Here is a 16,752-nt window from a genome sequence, read left to right as displayed (position 1 = left end):
GCATGAACATCAGCGCACCCAGCCGCTGTAGTGCTTACCGGACTGCTGGGCCGGGCCCCGGCCGGAGCGGCGGTCCTCCTTGCCGGGGTCGAGCGCGGCGGAGACCGCGCGGACGAGCCAGGCGTTGACCGACAGCCCGTCGCGGGCGGCGGCCTCCTCGATGCGGGGCTTGAGGTGCTCGGGAACCCGGAGCGAGATCCGGGACGTGCCGCCCTCCTCGGTGTCCGGCGGTGGCGGCGGGGCCGGGGGCGCCGCGGCCGGCCGGCTCCTTTCGTCCTCCTCCTGGAACGACCCGCCGCTCAGCGGTGGCGTCACGACGAAACTGGGGTCACGGCCGCGCAGGCGCACCTCGACCGAGCCCGGCGCGAGGTCATGGGTGATCTCGTCCGCGGCGGCGGACAGGGCGTCCAGCAGCGCGAGCCGGGTGGCCGACTCGAGCGTGGCGGCGAGCCGCTCGCCCAGCGCGTGGGCTTCCTCGCCGCCCGCCGCGGCGGCGATGGCCAGTTCGCGGCGAAGGTGATCGACATAGGGCGCAAGGTCCATGACGTCACTATGACACCATGATGGCGTCATGGCAAACCCCTTCGGCGGGAAGAGTGGCGTCATGTGGCGTCAGCCGCCGGTCTCGCCAGGGTGGTACTGGCGAGACCTAGTTTCGGAAGGGCCAGCTGGCGTATGTGTGCGGAGGGCTTCCAGGCGTTTCACTGGATGTGTGACCGCGGGTCACTGCTCGGAACGGGGGAACCGAAGAATGTGCACCATCACCACACCGAAGGCGCGATCGTACCGGCACGTGCTGGAGGAACAGCGCCGGCTGAGCGAGGACGCCGCGCACGCGCTGCGTACGCCGGTCGCCGCGCTGCGTGTGGAGCTGGAGGAGGCCCGGCTGAACCCGGGCAGCGTCGACCTGGACAGGCTGCTGGACCGCACCATCGGCGCCGTGAGCCGGCTCCAGGAGGTCATCGAGCAGCTGCAGCTGTTCGCCGACCCGACGCCCGCGGTCCTGGACGCGAGCCGGTTCGGAGAGCGGCTCCGGCGCTCCGCGCCCAGGTGAACCCGCGTCACCATGAGGACCTGTTGATCGGCGCTCTGACCCTGCTTTACCTGCGCGGATGCATACTGGCGAGATGAGGCGGCCAGGCGAGCTGCGCGACTTCCTGCGGTCCAGGAGGGCTCGCGTCTCCCCGGGAGACGTGGGTCTGCCCTGGCGAGCCGACGGCCGGCGGGTCGCGGGGCTGCGCCGCGAGGAGCTCGCCCTGGCCGCGGGGGTCAGCGTCGACTACTACACCAGGATGGAGCAGGGGCGTGTCGGCAACGTCTCCGACCAGGTGCTGCATGCCGTGGCCGGCGTCCTGCGGCTGACCTCCGAGGAGTTCCGCCACCTGCGCGAGCTGCTGAACGACGGGCCGGAGGCCCCGGAGGAGCCGGCCCGTGCGCCGATCCGGGCGCGGGCGGCGCTGCGCATGATGCTGGACGTGCTCGACCCGGTGCCGGCGCTCCTGGTGACCGAGGTCCTGGACATCGTGGCGATCAACCGGATGGGCGTCGTCCTCCTGGACGACTTCGAGGCCATGCCGCGCGCCGAGCGGAACGAGATCCGCTGGACGTTCCTCGATCCCAAGGCACGCGAGGTCTTCGCCGACTGGGAGGAGGTCGCGACGGAGTGCACCGCCTGGCTCAGGGGCGCCCTGGGCCGGGCCGGGAACGATCCGCGGCCGCAGGAGCTGGTCGACGAGCTGCTCGCGCGGTCCGCGGACTTCGCCCGGCACTGGGCCGATCATCGGGTGACGTACTGTACGTACGGTGTCAAGCGCATCCGGCATCCCGAGGCGGGCACGGTGACGCTCAACTGGGAGTCGTTCGCCCCGACCGCTGATCCGGACCTGTACCTCGTGGTCTACACCCCGGCGACCGGCTCCCCGTCGGAGGACATGATGACGGCGCTGGCCGAGAGCCGCCGAGGCGAGCGCGCGCACCAGGGCTTTCACGGATGCGGGCGGCACCCGGACCGGTGAGACCTCCCGGGAAACCGTGAGCTCCCGCCCCCCGCCTGGGTAAACCGCTTCCACACGACCGTTCCTCGCGCGTGTCGTCGTGTCCAGCGGTCGTCGAGTTGCCTGGTCAAGCGTGACCCCCAAACACACCCCAGCCCTCCGATTGAAGCGTATCCAGCCCGAAACCCCCCACTTGACAGGCGATTCCCCGCATGCTGCGATCAGTTCCTAGTAAACGGTTAAACAACTGGCCGTTTCCCTCGCGTTACGCCAACCCTGCAGGGAGCCCCCCATGGCGATGATGTCCCGACGGAATCTGCTCTTGAGCGCGGCGGCGGTCGGTGCCGCCGGGCAGCTCGGCCTGGCCGCCGGACCGGCGCGGGCCGAGGACGCGCGGCGGGTCGCGGCGGCGGGGCCGCTGGAGGACGGTGTCCAGCTCAAGTGGCTGGAAGGCGGTGCGCCCAAGCGGCTGGCGGCCGGGTCCACGTGGGGGGTGGCGTGGCCGAAGGGCGTGGTGCCGAAGGACCAGGCGTTCGCGTTGCGCACGGCGGCCGGGCAGCAGGTGCCGGTGCAGACTTGGGCGACGGCGTACTGGCCGGACGGGACGCTCAAGTGGACGGCGCACGCCATCGGCACCGAGGTGCCCCCGGCCGAGCAGTACGTGCTCGCCGCCGGCACCCCCACCGCGCCCGCGACCGCCGTGACGGTGAAGGACGGCCGGGACGAGGTCGAGGTGGCCACGGGCGTGATCACATGCCGGATCCCGAAAAAGGGTGACAAGCTGGTCCGCTCGCTCCTCCGGGGCACCACGGAGATCGCCCGCGACGGCGAGCTGGTCTGCCTGCGCCAGGACGGGATCGACGACGACGAGTCCGGGTCGGTGAAGACCGAGAAGTTCGCCGGCCGGACGGAGAAGGTGACGGTCGAGCAGTCGGGCCCGGTCCGCGCGGTGGTGAGGATCGAGGGCCGGCACCGGCACGGCGACCGGTCGTGGCTGCCGTTCACCGTGCGGCTCTACTTCTACGCGGGCAGCGACGGCGTCCGCGCCGTGCACAGCTTCGTCTACGACGGCGACCAGCAGCAGGACTTCATCCGGGGCCTGGGCATCCGGTTCGAGGTGCCGATGCGCGGCGAGCTGTACAACCGGCACGTACGCTTCGGGGGCCCCGGCGACGGTGTGCTGGCCGAGGCCGTCCGCGGCATCACCGGGTTGCGGCGCGATCCGGGCGCGGCCGTGCGCCGGGCGCAGGTGGCGGGCCAGGCCACCCCGGCGGTGGAGACCTGGGACACCCGGGTCAGCTCCCGCCTGCACCTCATCCCGGCCTTCGGCGACTACTCGCTGCGCCAGCTGTCGGCGGACGGGTTCCAGATCCGCAAGCGCACCAAGGCCGGGCACGGCTGGATCCCGGTGGACGCGGGCGGCCGGGCCGGGGGGCTCGGCTACGTCGGGAGCCCGGAGGGCGGGTTCGCGTTCGGCATGCGCAACTTCTGGCAGCTGCACCCGACCCAGCTCGACATCCGCGGCGCGGCCGGCGACCGGGCCGAGGTGACGGTGTGGCTGTGGTCGCCGGAGGCCGGGGCGATGGACTTGCGCTTCTACCACGACGGCCTCGGCCAGGACACCTACCCGGAGCAGCTCGAAGGCCTGGAGATCACGTACGAGGACTACGAGCCGGGCTTCGGCACCCCGTACGGGATCGCCCGCACCACGGAGCTGATGTTCTGGGCGCTGGCGGCCACCCTCGCCGCCGAGCAGATCGCCGAGCTGACGGACGCCGTCCGCACGCCCCCGCTGATCGTCGCGCCTCCCGCGCACCTGCACGCCGCCGGGGTGTTCGGCGACTGGTCGCCGGTGGACCGCTCGACCCCGGCCAGGAAGCTCATCGAGGACCGCCTGGACCTGATGTTCAAATACCACAGCGAGCAGGTCGACCAGCGGTCCTGGTACGGCTTCTGGGACTACGGCGACGTCATGCACAGCTACGACGGCGACCGGCACGTGTGGCGCTACGACGTGGGCGGCTACGCCTGGGACAACTCCGAGCTGTCCACCGACCTGTGGCTCTGGTACCACTACCTGCGCACCGGCAAGGCGGAGGCGTTCCGCTTCGCCGAGGCCATGACCCGCCACACCGGCGAGGTGGACGTCTACCACCTGGGCAAGTGGCGCGACCTGGGCACCCGGCACGGCGTGCAGCACTGGGCCGACAGCGCCAAGCAGGCCCGCATCAGCAACGCCGGCTACCGCCGCTTCTACTACTTCCTCACCGCCGACGAGCGCGTCGGCGACCTGCTGCGCGACCTGGTCGACTCCGACAGGACGTTCCTCGTCCTCGACCCCATCCGCAAGATCCGCACCGAGCCGTACGAGCCCGACCCGCACGCCCTCGGCGTCAGCACCGGCACCGACTGGAGCGGACTCGCGCTGGCCTGGCTGACGGAGTGGGAGCGCGGCGGCGACCCCGTCGCCAAGGAGAAGCTGCTCAACGGCATGCGCACGATCGCGGCGATGCCCAACGGGTTCGTCCGCGGCAGCGGCCTGTACGACCTCGACGACGGCACCTTCAAGCCGAACGGGACCGCGGTCAGCGTCGGCTCGCTCGGCGCGGTGTTCGGCCTGGTCGAGGTGTGCAGCGAGGTCATCTCCCTGACCGGCGACCAGGCGTTCACCAACGCGTGGCTGCAGTACTGCCGCCTCTACAACGGCACCGCCGCCGAGCAGCAGGCCGAGACCGGGCAGTCGTTCGGCAACCAGAACCTCCGGCAGGCCCACTCCCGGCTCACCGCGTACGCCGCCGCCAAGCTCGGCGACGCCGGCCTGGCCGCCCGCGCCTGGAAGGAGTTCGACACCGGCCACGCCGGCTACCCGAAGGCGCACGACTTCGCCTCCAGGCGGATCGAGGGCTCGAAGGTCCTCAAGCCGGTGGACGAGGCCGACCTGTCGACCAACGCCTCCGCCCAGTACGGCCTGGCCGCCATCCAGTGCCTCGCCCTCGTCGGCGACCACCTCCCCGCGTAACCCCGACGCAGGCGACCAACTCCCGCGTAACCCCCCGACGCAAAGGAGAGCACCATGCACGCCCCGCACAAAGGCGTGATCATCACCGCGGCGATCCTGGCGGCCGGTACGGCGCTGGTCGCCGTGCCGGCCGCACCGAGCACCGCCGCGGCCGCCGCCCGCCCGATGGAGAACCTGGGCCGCGGCGTCGTGGCCGTGCGCTCCAGCGGCACCAGCGTCCTGGTGACCTGGCGGCTGCTGGGGCTCGACCCCGACGGCATCGGCTTCAACGTCTACCGCTCGACGGCCGGCGGCTCGTACGTCAAGCTCAACGCCGGCGTGCTGACCGGCGGCACCAACTACACCGACTCCACCGCCGACCTGACCAGGGCCAACAGCTACCGCGTACGCCCGGTGATCAACGGCGCGGAGCAGGCGGCCAGCGGCGCGTTCACGCTGACGGCCGATCACGCCGTCGAGCCGGTGGTGCGCATCCCGCTGCGGCCCGGCGGCAACGTGAAGTTCGTCTGGGCCGGCGACCTCGACGGCGACGGCGAGTACGACTACGTCATCGACCGCCAGACCAGCCCGCAGACGATCGAGGCGTACCGCCGCGACGGCACGTTCCTGTGGTCGGTCAACCTCGGCCCGAACAGCACGAACCAGGACAACATCGAAGGCGGCTCGGCCACCGTCGACGTCGGCCACTGGGACGGCGTCACGGTCGGCGACCTCGACAGCGACGGCCGCGCCGAGGTGGCGGTCCGCGTCGCCAACGGCGTGACCTTCGGCGACGGGTCGAGGCACACCGAGAGCGACAACGTCCGCCAGTCCATCGCCGTCCTGGACGGTCGCACGGGCGCGCCCAGGGCCAAGGCGCCGGTGCCCACGGACTACCTGGCCGACGGCCCGATGTACGCCCGTTTCGGCATCGGCTCCCTCGACGGCACCGGTAAGAGCCTCGTGGCGTACATGAAGAACCGGGTCGGCACCGGCGACTTCAACCTCATGATGACCGCCTGGAGGTTCAACGGCACCAGCCTGACCAACCAGTGGAAGTGGCTGCGCGGCAACGGCGACATGGCCGACGGCCACAACACCCGCATCGTGGACGTGGACGAGGACGGCAAGGACGAGGTCACCGAGATCGGGTTCGTCCTCAACGGCGACGGCAGCCTGCGCTACTCGCTGGCCGACGAGGGCATCGTCCACGGCGACCGCTTCCACATCGCCAAGATGGACCCGAACCGCGCGGGCCTGCAGGGTTACGGCGTCCAGCAGAACAACCCGAGCGGCCTGCGCGAGTACTACTACAACGCCGGCACCGGCGGCATGCTCTGGCAGCACGTCGAGGACGGCGTCGGCGACGTCGGCCGGGGCATGGCCGGCGACATCGACCCGCGCTTCCCCGGCATGGAGGTCTGGTCCTTCTCCGGCCTCTACAACGCGCGCAGCAACCAGCTCACCGAGCCCGACACCTCGCTACGCCCGTGGCCCCACCTCGGCCTGTGGTGGGACGGGGACCTCACCATGGAGCTGCTCAACGACGGCAAGTTCGAGAAGTGGAACCCGGCCGACCCCAAGCCCACCAACGGCCTGCCCCGGCTGCTCACCACCTCGCACTACGGCGCCGTCAACGCCAGTGGCCCCAACCCCGCCCTGGTCGGCGACCTGTTCGGCGACTGGCGGGAGGAGGTCGTGTACACCAACGCCGCCCACGACCAGCTGATCATCTTCACCACCGACCGGCCCACCACGACCAGGCTCTACACCCTCGCCCACAACCCGGCCTACCGCAACGGCATGACGCTCAAGGGCTATCTGCAGTCCCATCACGTCGACTACTTCCTGGGGGCGGGCATGACGAAGCCGCCCGCGCCGAACATCACCTACGCGGGCGGCTGAGCCCTCCTTCGTGAGATGAGCCGCCCGGCTTCGGCAGCCGGGCGGCTCATCAGGCTCTCAGGCTCTTCAGGCTCTTCAGGCCATCGGGTCAACAGGGCTCAACAGGGCTCAACAGGGCTCAACAGGGCTCAACAGGGCTCAACAGGGCTCAACAGGCTCACTGCGTGGCCGCGTGCTCCTTGGCGAGCTCCTCGGCCACCCGGTCGCCGCCCGCGTTCCGCCACTGGGTGACGACGTCCTTCCACGCCGACAGCGGCTTGCGGCCGAAGGTGATCGCCGCGATGCCGTCGCCCATGATCTGGCCCATCTGCGCGCCCTTGCTCACCTGGCTGGCCGAGCGCAGGCCGTTGGCCGGGTTGGGGATGCTCCGGGGCAGGGTCGCCTTCTGCCAGTCGTGGGTGGCCTGGGCCGTCTCGGGGTAGCCGGGCAGGTAGAGGACCGACGGGGCGGTGCCGATGTACCGGAAGGGCAGGGTGTTGTTGTTCTCGGTCTGGAACAGGTCGAGCGTCTTGATGCCGCCGTCCTCCTTGGTGAAGTGCACGCCCTCGACCCCGTAGTTGGCCAGCTCGTACTCCTTGGTGCCGAAGGGCGCGCTGAGGTAGTCGGAGATGCGCAGGAGCAGCTTGATGCGGTCGGCGGGGGCCTTCTTGAAGGTGACGTAGCCGAACATGCCGGCGCCCTGCCAGGGGGTGGGGGAGGGGCCGTACGGGTAGCCCAGGTCGAGCTCGTACCGCTTGTTGATCTTGGTGAGGGTGGTCAGCGACATGGAGCCGAAGCCGTCCTGGATGGACGCGACGGTGCCGTTGTGGAAGTAGGTCTGCATGTCGGTGGAGCTGACGGTGAGGCTGTCGGGATGCACCGACCTGGCCTCGACCAGCTTGCGCATGAGGCCGAGGGCCTCCTCGAACTGCGGCGTGGCCAGGGTCGTGGCGAACTGGCCGTTCGAGAGCGACCAGGTGTTGGGCGCGCCGAGCGAGCCGGCGTGGAAGGTGATGGAGCCCAGCCCGCCGAACAGGGTCTTGTACCAGCCGAGCCCCCACTTGCGGCCGCTGCTGAGCTCCTTCATGGCGTCGAGGTACTGCTCGGTCGTCCAGGTCTTGGGGATGCCCGCCTCGTTCATGGCGGTGCGGTTGACGAACAGGCTGTTGGCCGGGGTCGGGCGCTCCAGCGGGATGCCGTAGATCCTGCCGTTGATCCGGCCCATGCCCTTCCACGCGTACGGGGGGATGTTGGCCAGGTTCGGGAACTGCTTGACGGCGTCGCCCCCGACGAACTCCGACAGGTCGGCGCACTGCGCCTGGATGAACTCCAGGGAGTGCGGCAGCGCGAGGTTCGTGAACATGATGATGTCCGGCAGGTCGCTGCCCGAGGCCATCAGGGTGGTCATCTTCTGGCCGTACTCGGGGTCGGGCACGACCGTGACCTGGAGGTCCACGTTGAGCGCCTTGTTGATGGCCTGCCAGTACCGGTTCTGCGTGACGGGGGTGGGCGGCGGGCCGAAGGTGACCACCAGCGCGGTCACCTTCGAGCCGTCGCCGACCGTGTCGTTCACCGACTGGGCGAGGGTCTCGGGGTATTTCAGGTAGAGGTTCTGCACGCCGGTGTCGTCGCCGGGGGCGTCCGGCTTCGGCCCGGCGAAGGGCACGTACGCCGGCCAGGGGACCAGTTGCTTGCCCGCGTTGGAGACGCCGCCTCCCGAGGTGCTCGCGCCGCCTCCGCAGGAGGACAGCAGCGGCGCGGCGGCCAGGCCGAGCGCGCCGGCGCCGGCCATCCTGAGCAGGCCGCGGCGGCCGATGGCGGTGTTGTCCATGACGAACTCCTCTCTCGGCGGTGTCGCCGAAAAGAGCTGGTGGGGGGTGTGAGGTCAGGCCTTGAGCGCGCCGGTGAGGACGCCCTTGGCGAAGTAGCGCTGCAGGAACGGGTAGACGCAGACGATCGGCAGCGTGGCCAGGATGACCACGGCCATCTGCACGGAATGCGGCGAGGTGGCGGCCAGCTCGCCGGAGGTCTCGGCGAGGGAGGCGCCGCCGGTGACGTACTGGCGCAGGACGGTGCCGATCGGCCACATGGCCTGGTCGTTGAAGTAGATGATCGCCTCGAAGAAGCGGTTCCAGTACGCGACCGCGTAGAACAGGCCGATCACCGCGATCACCGCCTTCGACAGCGGCAGCACGACCTTGCGCAGGATCGCCGGCTCGCCGGCGCCGTCCATCCGGGCGGCGTCGATCAGCTCCTGCGGGATCGACTGGAAGAAGCCGCGCATCACGACCAGGTTGAACACGTTGACCAGGAAGGGCAGGATCAGCGCCGCGTACTGGTCGACCAGGCCGGTGCTCTGCACGACCAGGAACAGCGGCACCATGCCGGGCGGGAAGAGGAAGGTGAACAGCACCAGCAGCAGCATCGGCTTGCCGCCGTAGACCTTCGGCCGGCTCAGCGTGTACGCCAGGGCGATGGTGCAGGCCAGGCTGAGCGCCGTGCCGACCAGGGTGATGCCCGTGCTGATGACCAGGGCGCGGGTGATGATGCCGCCGGCCAGGATGTCGGCGTAGGCGTCGAAGGAGAGCCCCGCCGGCCAGATCACCCAGCCGCCGTTGTCGATGACGTCCTGCGGGCCGGCCAGGCTGGTGGCCAGCACCGTCCAGAGCGGGAAGAGCACCAGCAGCACGACGACGGTCAGCGCCACCGCCTTGAGCGCGCGGACGGCGGGGCTGGGCCGGCCCATCCAGGCCGGTGCACCGGTGACGCTCATGCCTTGTAGACCCCCTGCTCGCCGAGCCGGTGTGCGACCTTGTTGGCGGTGTAGATGAGCACGATCCCGATCACGCCCTTGAACAGGCCGACCGCGGCGGCGTAGCCGAAGTCGCCGCCCGCGAAGGCGGTGAAGTAGACGAACGTCTCCAGCACCTCGCCGGTCTCGGGGCCGACGGACTGGCGCTGCAGGAAGAACTGCTCGAAGCCGATGGACAGGAACTCGCCGAGCCGCAGCACCAGCAGCAGCACGATGACGGGCCGGATGGCGGGCAGTGTCACGTGCCAGAGCCGGCGGCCCCAGCCCGCGCCGTCGATGGCGGCGGCCTCGTACTGCTGCTCGTCGACCTGTGACAGGGCGGCGAGGAAGATGATCGTGGCCCAGCCGCACTCCTTCCAGATCAGCTGCGCCACCACCAGCGGCCCGTACGCGTCCGGGTTGCCGATGATCGAGATACCGCCCGCGCCCAGGTCCGACAGCCAGCCGTTGACCACGCCCGCCCCGCCCAGCATCTGCTGGAACAGCGCGAGCACGATCACCCACGACAGGAAGTGCGGCAGGTAGACCACGCTCTGCACGAACTTCCTGACCGTGTCGCCGACGATGCTGTGCAGCAGCAGCGCCAGGGCCAGCGGGGCGGGGAAGAAGAAGACGAGCTGGAGCAGGGCGATGAACAGGGTGTTCGTCACCGCGTTCCAGAACTCCGGGTCGGCGAACATGCGCTCGAAGTGCGCCAGGCCCACCCACTCGCTGCCCTGGATCCCGAGGAACGGGATGTAGTCCATGAAGGCCAGCACGTTCCCGAAGAGCGCGCCGTAGTGGAAGACCAGGAAGTACACCAGCCCCGGCACCGCGAGGAGCAACAGCACCCGGTCGGCCCGGATGCGCCGTAACCGGTTCCTGCGGTGGGACGGGGCGCGTGCCTCCTCGATCGGCGGACTGGTCGCGCCAGCACCGCCACGGACCCGCGTCATGCTCACGTGCTACGCCTCTCTTGCGATGCCGAGCCCGAAACAGAATGTTCATCAAGATAAAACGGTTACATGATGGCGTCAACAGTCCGTTGCTGGGCTTAGGGCCGCGCGATGCCCGATTTTCCTGCTCATCTCGATGACGCTGGCGTTGTGGCCACTGTCCGTCAACGCCTAGGATCGGCCATCTGAAGGAAGCGTTTTCACACGGTCGCCGCGGCCGTCACTCACTTGAGGGGATCGTGGCCCCAGTTCATCAGCGAATGACGCCATCTGGTGTCCCGGACGTCGCCGTCGGGACGCTGCGCCAGATGCCGGTGTATGTAACCGATCACCTTGCGCATGTGCGCGTAGTCCGCCTCGGTCAGGGACGACTTCTTCGCGTGGAGCAGCTTGACGATCTTGCGGCCGGATTCGTGCCCGGTGGACTCGCCGCCGTCGTCCTTCTGCCCCACCGCCATCGACTCCTCCGTGCCGAGCCAGCGCTCCAGCTCCCTGGCGGTCATGTTCACCGCTCGGCCGAACTCGGCCACGACCTCCCGCTCCTCCTCGGCCATCAGGCGTCCTCGTCCTTGTGCAGGGCCGATGGTTTGTGCACGGCCTTCTTACCGCTTTTCTCGCTGCGCACCACGTACTGGGGTTCGTCGCGCGAGGCGGCAACGGTGCGGCCGGCCTCCTTCCGCCTGCTGGTGATCTTTTTCTCCACCTTGCCGTGGGTGGTCGACCCATGGCTTCGCCAGGCGACCTCGTCGCCAACTGACGGGTCTTTCCTCCGCTTCCTGGTCATGCGTTCCCCCTTGCCCCCGCCGGAGCGTTCACCCCCCGGCTCCGCTATGGAAACGCCCATCCCTTCGTCAACGCGCGGGTCACTCCCGGCCGGTGCGGAGGTGCTGCCGCAGGTGGGCGGCCAGGCCGGGGCAGTCGGTGACGGTGACGGTGAGCGCGGGGTGGCGCAGCAGTCCCACGGGTTCGCCGCCTCCGACCGGTTGGCGGAACCGTACGCACACCCCCTGGCGGGTGCTGGAACCGAAGGTGAGGCCGCGGTCGGCCAGGGACATGCGCGCGCCGATCGCCTTGATCGCCGCGTACGGGCCGGTCACCTGGACCTCGGCCACGTTGTCCAGCGAGGTGACCACCTCCCACGGCCCGAAACGCACCCGCAGCGCCCGGTCCGTCACCAGGACGTAGCTGGTGTCGGGACGGATCCGGAGCAGCCCGAGCAGCGGGCGGTACCGGCGGTCGAAGGCGAAGTCGTACCTCGTCTCCGCCGAATCCGCTCTCATGATCGCCTCGTGGGCGTGCCGACCCGCATCATGTCCGTGACCTCCCCGCGAACCGGATCACCAAACGACCGTCATGGCGACGGGCGCCGTCAGGCGACGTGGTTGCGCAGGCTCAGCTCGTCCGGGTACGGGGAGAAGTACGTCTGCTCCCGGACGTAGGTGGCCGCTTCGCCGCGGGCGTGGTGGCGCAGCAGGGCGAGGGGCACGCTGAGCGCCACCCGGCGCGCCCCGTAGGAGGCGATGACCTCGGCGAGGTCGGCGCGGCGGACCGGGTCCAGGCCGTCGCTGATCATGCCGAGGCAGTGCTGCAGGGCGTTGACGTTGCGCCCGACCGACGCCCTGACGGCCATGGCAGTGCGGAACGCGGTGCCGTACGCCTCGGCGAGCGCGTCGCGCGGGCGGGTCCCCGCCCCGGCGACCAGACGGCCGGTCTCGCGGAGGCCGTCGGGGTAGTGCGCGAGCAACTGCATCTTGTGCCTGGACTGGAAGGCCACCATCTCGCGGGGCCGCCAGTCGCTCTCCAGCAGCTCGCGCAGCCGCGCATGGGCGAAGATCCGCTCGGTGAACGCCTCCCGCAGGACGGCGTCGTTGAGCCGGCCCTCGTCCTCGACGGGCAGCAGTGGGTGGGCCTCGATCACCGCGTCGGCGAACAGGCCGCGGTTTGTGCGGGCGTGAGGTCGCGGCGGCTCCGGCGCGTCATCAGCCGGGGACCGTCCGGCGAGCGTTCCAGGCGCAGCGACTCGCGGGGTGCGGCGAGTCCGATCTCCATCTCCGGGCAGATCGGCAGCCAGTCCACGAACGGCGCCAGGTCATCGGTGAGGAAGCGGGCGCGGCTGTGCCCGCCGTTGTGCCGTACGGGCTCGCCGAGCAGGCAGCTCGACACCGCCACCCGTGGCCTGCCCCAACCGTGACCTTCACTCATGCTCCCCAGATGCCCGCAACCCAGGATCCGCACGCCACCCGGAGCATGGCGCGCGCGTGCCGGGGAAGTCTGACCTCATGGCATTGTGCCTGGTCACCGGGGCTACCGGTTACATCGGCGGGCGGCTGGTGCCCGAGCTGCTGGCGGCCGGTCACGACGTGCGGTGCATGGTGCGCTCGGCCGGGCGGCTGCGGGATCTGCCGTGGGCGCCGCGGACGGAGATCGCCGAGGCCGACGCCACCGACCCCGAGCGTACGCGCCGGGCCCTGGACGGGGTGGAGGTCGCGTACTACCTGATCCACACGATGGGCGCGACCGGCCGGTTCGCCGAGCGGGACCGCCTGGCGGCGCGTACGTTCGCGGCGGCGGCGGCCACGGCGGGCGTGCGGCGGATCGTCTACCTGGGGGGCCTCACCCATGGAGAGGGGCTCTCGCCGCACCTGCGGTCACGGGCCGAGGTGGGGGAGATCTTCCTGCGGGGCGCCGTGCCGGCGGTGGTGCTGCGCGCCGCGGTGATCATCGGGTCGGGGTCGGCCTCGTTCGAGATGCTGCGCCACCTGACCGAGCGGCTGCCGGTGATGACGACGCCGCGCTGGGTACGCAGCCGGACCCAGCCGATCGCGGTCCGCGACGTGCTGCGCTATCTGGTCGCGTGGGCGGATGCGCCGGGTACGGTCAACCGGGGGTTCGACATCGGCGGCCCCGACGTCCTGACATATGCGGACATGATGCGAGGTTATGCCGCCGTGGCCGCGCTGCCGCCCCGGCTGATCATCCCCGTCCCGTTGCTCAGCCCCCGGCTGTCCAGCTTGTGGGTGGGGCTGGTCACGCCGGTGCCGTCGGGCATCGCGCGCCCGCTGGTGGAGTCCCTGCGCAACGAAGCCGTCTGCGGCGAGCACGATATCGCCCGCCACGTGCCCGACCCCGAGAGCGGCCTGATCGGCTTCCGCCGGGCGGTGTCGCTGGCCCTCATGAAGATCAAGGAGGCCGACGTCGCCACCCGCTGGTCCTCGGCGTCCACCCCGGGCGCGCCGAGCGATCCGCTGCCCACCGACCCCGACTGGGCGGGCGGCAGCCTCTTCGTCGACGATCGCAGCCTGGCCGTGCCCGCGAGCCCGCAGGCGCTGTGGCAGGTCATCGAGGGCATCGGCGGCCGCAACGGCTGGTACTCCCTGCCGGTCGCCTGGCAACTGCGCGGCCTGGCCGACCTGCTCGTCGGCGGCGTGGGGCTGCGGCGCGGCCGCCGCGACCCGGCCCGGCTGCGGGTGGGCGACTCGATCGACTTCTGGCGGGTGGAGGAGGTCCTTCCCGGCCGGCTGCTGCGGCTGCGGGCCGAGATGCGGCTGCCCGGCCTGGCCTGGCTGGAGCTCGGCGTCACCCGCTCCGGCGACCGGACGATCTACACCCAGCGGGCGATCTTCCACCCGCACGGGCTGCTCGGCCACCTGTACTGGTGGGCGATCTCCCCCTTCCACCGCCTGATCTTCGGCCGGATGCCGGTCAACGTGGCCGCCGCGGCCCGGCGCGCCGAACGCTCCTCCGGGTCGCCCGGTCCGGCGGGCGGGGGCATGGTCGACACGGCTAGAGAGCCAGGCGCTCGGCGATGGCGGTCAGCTCGCCGCTCTGCACCTGAATGATCCGGTCGGCGAGCCGGCGCGTCGGCGCGTGCCTCCCCGCGGTCTGGACCTCCTTCGCCATGTGGACGCCGTGCTCCAGGTGCCCCTTCAGCATCGTCAGCCAGCCCCGGTCGAACCCGGCGCCCTTCCGCAACTCGGCGCCTTCCTCCGCCTTCTCCTCGGCGGGCACCGCTTCCGACCACGACGTGAGCCAGCCGGACATCTCCCGGATGTCGGCCTGCTCCTTGGGGATGATCTCCTTGGCGAGGTCCCGCACGTACGCGCTGCCGCCCCGATCGACCGCGAGCTCGGCCAGCTGGATGGTCCGGCGGTGATGCGTGATCATCTGCTGGTTGAACCGCACGTCGGCCTGGTTGTACCCCGCCGCCTGGGTGTCCGCCGCCGCGGCGCAGCCGCTCACCGCCAGCAGGCCCAGCAGCGCGATCAAGGCCATTTTCCAACGCATGTACGAAGGTACGCGGAGCGGCCGGGAACGGTTCAGCCCGGTTTTCCGGAACGCCGCTGATCGCCGGGAAACCGGCTCAGTAGCTGGGCGGGGTCGCCGCGATCAGGAAGTCGACCGGCTCCTCGCCCGGGTTGAGGTAGCGGTGGGGGAGCGAGGAGTCGAAGTAGCAGCTGTCGCCCTCCTCCAGCAGGTGCTCGGCCCCGGCCACCTCCACGACCAGCCGCCCCCGCAGGACGAGCACGCACTCCTCGGACGGATGCGCCCACGGCTCGGCCGCCGACGACCCGCCGGGCTCCAGCCGGCCCTCCAGGACCTCCAGCCGCCCGTGCCCGGGGGAGACCCGGGTGTAGGCGACCCCGCCGGTCGGGGACCGGACCAGCATGCGCTTGTCCTGCCGCACCACGGCCACGGCGGCCGCGTCGGGCTCCTGGAACAGGCTGAACAGCGGCAGCTCCAGCACCTTGGCGATCTTCCTGAGCGTCTCCAGGCTCGGGTCGGCCAGGTCGCGCTCGACCTGGCTGATCAACCCCCCGGACACGCCCGCCGCCGCGGCGAGCTGGGCGAGGGTCAACCCCCGTTCGGTGCGGAGTTTCCGGATCCTGGCGCCAATCACCCGGAGATCCTACCGGGCGTTAATGACGTTAAACTCTTATTGACCTGGTTAAAAGGCGCCCGATAGTGTGCCCGAAATGTCGTGCATGTTGAACGCCACCCAGTTCCGGGCCGAGTTCCCCTCCCTGGCCGACTCCGTGCACCTGGCGAGCTGCAGCCAGGGCGCACTGTCGTCGCGGCTCGCGTACGCGCTCCAGGAGATCGGCCACTCGCTGCGCGCCGAGGGCGCCCCCTGGGAGACCTGGATGGGGCAGGTCGGCCGGGCCAGGGAACGCTTCGCCCGGCTCATCGGCGCCGAGGCCGGCGAGGTGGCCGTGCTCTCGTGCGCGTCGGAGGCCGCCTTCCAGGCCGCCGCGTCGCTCGACTGGTCGCGCCGCCCCGGCATCGTCACCAACGACCTGGAGTTCCCGTCGATCGCGCACGTCTGGCTGGCCCAGCGCCAGCGCGGCGCCGAGGTGCGGGTGGCCGCCGACACCGGCGAGAACGTGCCGGCCGAGAGCTACGAGCAGGTCATCGACGAGAGCGTCAACCTGGTCTCCGTGCCGCTGCACAGCTACCGCAACGGCGCCCGCCTGCCCGTCGAGGACGTCGTACGGCTGGCGCACGACCGGGGAGCCCGCGTGTTCGTGGACGCCTACCAGGGCGCCGGCGTCGTCCCGATCGACGTCAAGCGGCTCGGCTGCGACTACCTGGCGTCCGGGTCGCTCAAATACCTGCTCGGCCTGCCCGGGATCGCGTTCCTGTACGTCCGGGGCGGCATGGAGCAGCAGCGCGAGCCGGAGCTGACCGGCTGGTTCGGGCGTACGCAGCCGTTCGCCTTCGATCCCCGGCTGCTCGACTTCCCCGGCGACGCCCGGCGCTTCGAGACCGGCACGCCGCCCATCCCGTCCGCCTACGCGGCCAACGCCGGGTTCGACCTCATCGAGCGGATCGATCCGCACGCCGTACAGGAGCATGTGTCCGCCCTGGTCGAGGAGCTGGCCGAGCGGCTGACGGCGGACGGTGAGCGGGTGGTGAGCCCCGCCGGGGCGCGCGGGCCGCAGGTCGCCATCGCCGACGACGACCCGAACGCGCTGGCCGCCAGGCTGGCCGAGCGCCGCATCTGGACGGCTCCGCGCGGCGACCTGCTGCGGCTGTCGTTCCACTACTACAACGACCGGTCCGACGTGGACGCGGCCGTCGAAGCCGTCAGGGCCTGCCGCAGGACCTGACCACCCCCTGGGAAGAGGTCTT

At 70.8% G+C, this 16,752-nt stretch carries 15 protein-coding genes and 1 pseudogene; 6 read left to right on the top strand and 10 right to left on the bottom strand.

Going from position 1 to position 16,752, the window contains the following annotated elements; translation table 11 throughout:
* Nucleotides 1–9 precede the first annotated feature (9 nt).
* Nucleotides 10–543: a hypothetical protein gene (locus ACTWPW_RS27500; RefSeq protein WP_375113682.1), complete on the bottom strand. Its 534-nt coding sequence runs from the start codon at nucleotides 541–543 to the stop codon at nucleotides 10–12.
* Between the two features lie 208 nt (nucleotides 544–751).
* Here ACTWPW_RS27500 and ACTWPW_RS27495 point away from each other — a divergent pair, with 208 nt between their 5' ends.
* The 4 genes from ACTWPW_RS27495 (at nucleotide 752) to ACTWPW_RS27480 (ending at nucleotide 6,897) form a co-directional block, all read left to right on the top strand.
* Complete coding sequence (locus ACTWPW_RS27495) at nucleotides 752–1,054, top strand: histidine kinase dimerization/phospho-acceptor domain-containing protein (RefSeq protein WP_443170318.1); 303 nt, start codon at nucleotides 752–754, stop codon at nucleotides 1,052–1,054.
* Nucleotides 1,055–1,127: 73 nt separating this feature from the next.
* On the top strand, nucleotides 1,128–2,015 hold the full coding sequence (locus ACTWPW_RS27490) for a helix-turn-helix domain-containing protein (RefSeq protein WP_443170317.1): 888 nt from the start codon (nucleotides 1,128–1,130) through the stop codon (nucleotides 2,013–2,015).
* Nucleotides 2,016–2,286: 271 nt separating this feature from the next.
* Nucleotides 2,287–5,013, top strand: coding sequence for an exo-rhamnogalacturonan lyase family protein (locus ACTWPW_RS27485; protein ID WP_443170316.1), 2,727 nt, complete (start codon nucleotides 2,287–2,289; stop codon nucleotides 5,011–5,013).
* Between the two features lie 54 nt (nucleotides 5,014–5,067).
* Nucleotides 5,068–6,897 carry a rhamnogalacturonan lyase family protein gene (locus ACTWPW_RS27480; RefSeq protein WP_443170315.1) on the top strand — a complete coding sequence of 610 codons (1,830 nt, stop codon included), beginning with the start codon at nucleotides 5,068–5,070 and terminating at the stop codon, nucleotides 6,895–6,897.
* Nucleotides 6,898–7,054: 157 nt separating this feature from the next.
* Here ACTWPW_RS27480 and ACTWPW_RS27475 read toward each other — a convergent pair whose 3' ends face one another.
* The 7 genes and pseudogenes from ACTWPW_RS27475 to ACTWPW_RS27445 all read right to left on the bottom strand — a co-directional run bounded on the left by ACTWPW_RS27475 (nucleotide 7,055) and on the right by ACTWPW_RS27445 (nucleotide 12,825).
* Complete coding sequence (locus ACTWPW_RS27475) at nucleotides 7,055–8,707, bottom strand: extracellular solute-binding protein (RefSeq protein ID WP_443170314.1); 1,653 nt, start codon at nucleotides 8,705–8,707, stop codon at nucleotides 7,055–7,057.
* A gap of 54 nt (nucleotides 8,708–8,761) precedes the next feature.
* Complete coding sequence (locus tag ACTWPW_RS27470; RefSeq protein WP_375113676.1) at nucleotides 8,762–9,649, bottom strand: carbohydrate ABC transporter permease; 888 nt, start codon at nucleotides 9,647–9,649, stop codon at nucleotides 8,762–8,764.
* Nucleotides 9,646–10,623 carry an ABC transporter permease gene (locus ACTWPW_RS27465; RefSeq protein ID WP_375113675.1) on the bottom strand — a complete coding sequence of 326 codons (978 nt, stop codon included), beginning with the start codon at nucleotides 10,621–10,623 and terminating at the stop codon, nucleotides 9,646–9,648. Before ACTWPW_RS27465 ends, ACTWPW_RS27470 begins: the two co-directional genes overlap by 4 nt.
* Nucleotides 10,624–10,847: 224 nt before the next feature.
* Nucleotides 10,848–11,177, bottom strand: coding sequence for a DUF3140 domain-containing protein (locus tag ACTWPW_RS27460; protein ID WP_443170313.1), 330 nt, complete (start codon nucleotides 11,175–11,177; stop codon nucleotides 10,848–10,850).
* Nucleotides 11,177–11,407, bottom strand: coding sequence for a hypervirulence associated TUDOR domain-containing protein (locus ACTWPW_RS27455; RefSeq protein ID WP_375113673.1), 231 nt, complete (start codon nucleotides 11,405–11,407; stop codon nucleotides 11,177–11,179). Before ACTWPW_RS27455 ends, ACTWPW_RS27460 begins: the two co-directional genes overlap by 1 nt.
* Before the next feature lie 79 nt (nucleotides 11,408–11,486).
* Entirely contained in the window at nucleotides 11,487–11,903 is a 417-nt protein-coding gene (locus tag ACTWPW_RS27450) for a hypothetical protein (RefSeq protein WP_375113672.1), read from the bottom strand.
* Nucleotides 11,904–11,992: 89 nt separating this feature from the next.
* A pseudogene (locus ACTWPW_RS27445) lies at nucleotides 11,993–12,825 on the bottom strand (DUF523 and DUF1722 domain-containing protein).
* A 77-nt stretch (nucleotides 12,826–12,902) separates the two neighbouring features.
* Here ACTWPW_RS27445 and ACTWPW_RS27440 point away from each other — a divergent pair.
* Nucleotides 12,903–14,462 (top strand): SDR family oxidoreductase, encoded by a 1,560-nt coding sequence (locus tag ACTWPW_RS27440; RefSeq protein ID WP_443170312.1) that lies wholly within the window; start codon nucleotides 12,903–12,905, stop codon nucleotides 14,460–14,462.
* On the opposite strand, the gene ACTWPW_RS27435 is transcribed toward ACTWPW_RS27440, so the two are convergent.
* Both ACTWPW_RS27435 and ACTWPW_RS27430 read right to left on the bottom strand, forming a co-directional pair.
* Entirely contained in the window at nucleotides 14,407–14,895 is a 489-nt protein-coding gene (locus tag ACTWPW_RS27435; RefSeq protein WP_443170311.1) for a DUF305 domain-containing protein, read from the bottom strand. The two genes, ACTWPW_RS27440 and ACTWPW_RS27435, sit on opposite strands and share 56 nt — an antisense overlap.
* A gap of 88 nt (nucleotides 14,896–14,983) precedes the next feature.
* The gene (locus ACTWPW_RS27430) at nucleotides 14,984–15,520 is read right to left on the bottom strand and encodes a helix-turn-helix domain-containing protein (protein ID WP_375113667.1); all 537 of its coding nucleotides are present in this window, start codon (nucleotides 15,518–15,520) and stop codon (nucleotides 14,984–14,986) included.
* Between the two features lie 85 nt (nucleotides 15,521–15,605).
* On the opposite strand from ACTWPW_RS27430, the gene ACTWPW_RS27425 reads away from it, so the two are divergent.
* The gene (locus ACTWPW_RS27425; RefSeq protein ID WP_443170310.1) at nucleotides 15,606–16,730 is read left to right on the top strand and encodes an aminotransferase class V-fold PLP-dependent enzyme; all 1,125 of its coding nucleotides are present in this window, start codon (nucleotides 15,606–15,608) and stop codon (nucleotides 16,728–16,730) included.
* Nucleotides 16,731–16,752: the final 22 nt, after the last annotated feature.

It is taken from the genome of Nonomuraea sp. KM90 (assembly GCF_052246675.1).
Lineage (GTDB): Bacteria > Actinomycetota > Actinomycetes > Streptosporangiales > Streptosporangiaceae > Nonomuraea.
The sequence above is the reverse complement of the archived record's forward strand: the minus strand, read 5'-3'. Positions and strand labels throughout refer to the sequence as shown.

Excerpts from the sequence above, each read along its gene's own strand:
- ACTWPW_RS27435 (WP_443170311.1), bottom strand. The coding sequence starts at position 14,895 with ATGGCCTTGATCGCGCTGCTGGGCCTGCTGGCGGTGAGCGGCTGCGCC.
- ACTWPW_RS27465 (WP_375113675.1), bottom strand. The coding sequence starts at position 10,623 with ATGACGCGGGTCCGTGGCGGTGCTGGCGCGACCAGTCCGCCGATCGAG.
- ACTWPW_RS27480 (WP_443170315.1), top strand. The coding sequence starts at position 5,068 with ATGCACGCCCCGCACAAAGGCGTGATCATCACCGCGGCGATCCTGGCG.
- ACTWPW_RS27425 (WP_443170310.1), top strand. The coding sequence starts at position 15,606 with ATGTTGAACGCCACCCAGTTCCGGGCCGAGTTCCCCTCCCTGGCCGAC.
- ACTWPW_RS27450 (WP_375113672.1), bottom strand. The coding sequence starts at position 11,903 with ATGAGAGCGGATTCGGCGGAGACGAGGTACGACTTCGCCTTCGACCGC.
- ACTWPW_RS27475 (WP_443170314.1), bottom strand. The coding sequence starts at position 8,707 with ATGGACAACACCGCCATCGGCCGCCGCGGCCTGCTCAGGATGGCCGGC.
- ACTWPW_RS27460 (WP_443170313.1), bottom strand. The coding sequence starts at position 11,177 with ATGGCCGAGGAGGAGCGGGAGGTCGTGGCCGAGTTCGGCCGAGCGGTG.
- ACTWPW_RS27500 (WP_375113682.1), bottom strand. The coding sequence starts at position 543 with ATGGACCTTGCGCCCTATGTCGATCACCTTCGCCGCGAACTGGCCATC.
- ACTWPW_RS27440 (WP_443170312.1), top strand. The coding sequence starts at position 12,903 with ATGGCATTGTGCCTGGTCACCGGGGCTACCGGTTACATCGGCGGGCGG.
- ACTWPW_RS27455 (WP_375113673.1), bottom strand. The coding sequence starts at position 11,407 with ATGACCAGGAAGCGGAGGAAAGACCCGTCAGTTGGCGACGAGGTCGCC.
- ACTWPW_RS27490 (WP_443170317.1), top strand. The coding sequence starts at position 1,128 with ATGAGGCGGCCAGGCGAGCTGCGCGACTTCCTGCGGTCCAGGAGGGCT.
- ACTWPW_RS27470 (WP_375113676.1), bottom strand. The coding sequence starts at position 9,649 with ATGAGCGTCACCGGTGCACCGGCCTGGATGGGCCGGCCCAGCCCCGCC.
- ACTWPW_RS27495 (WP_443170318.1), top strand. The coding sequence starts at position 752 with ATGTGCACCATCACCACACCGAAGGCGCGATCGTACCGGCACGTGCTG.
- ACTWPW_RS27485 (WP_443170316.1), top strand. The coding sequence starts at position 2,287 with ATGGCGATGATGTCCCGACGGAATCTGCTCTTGAGCGCGGCGGCGGTC.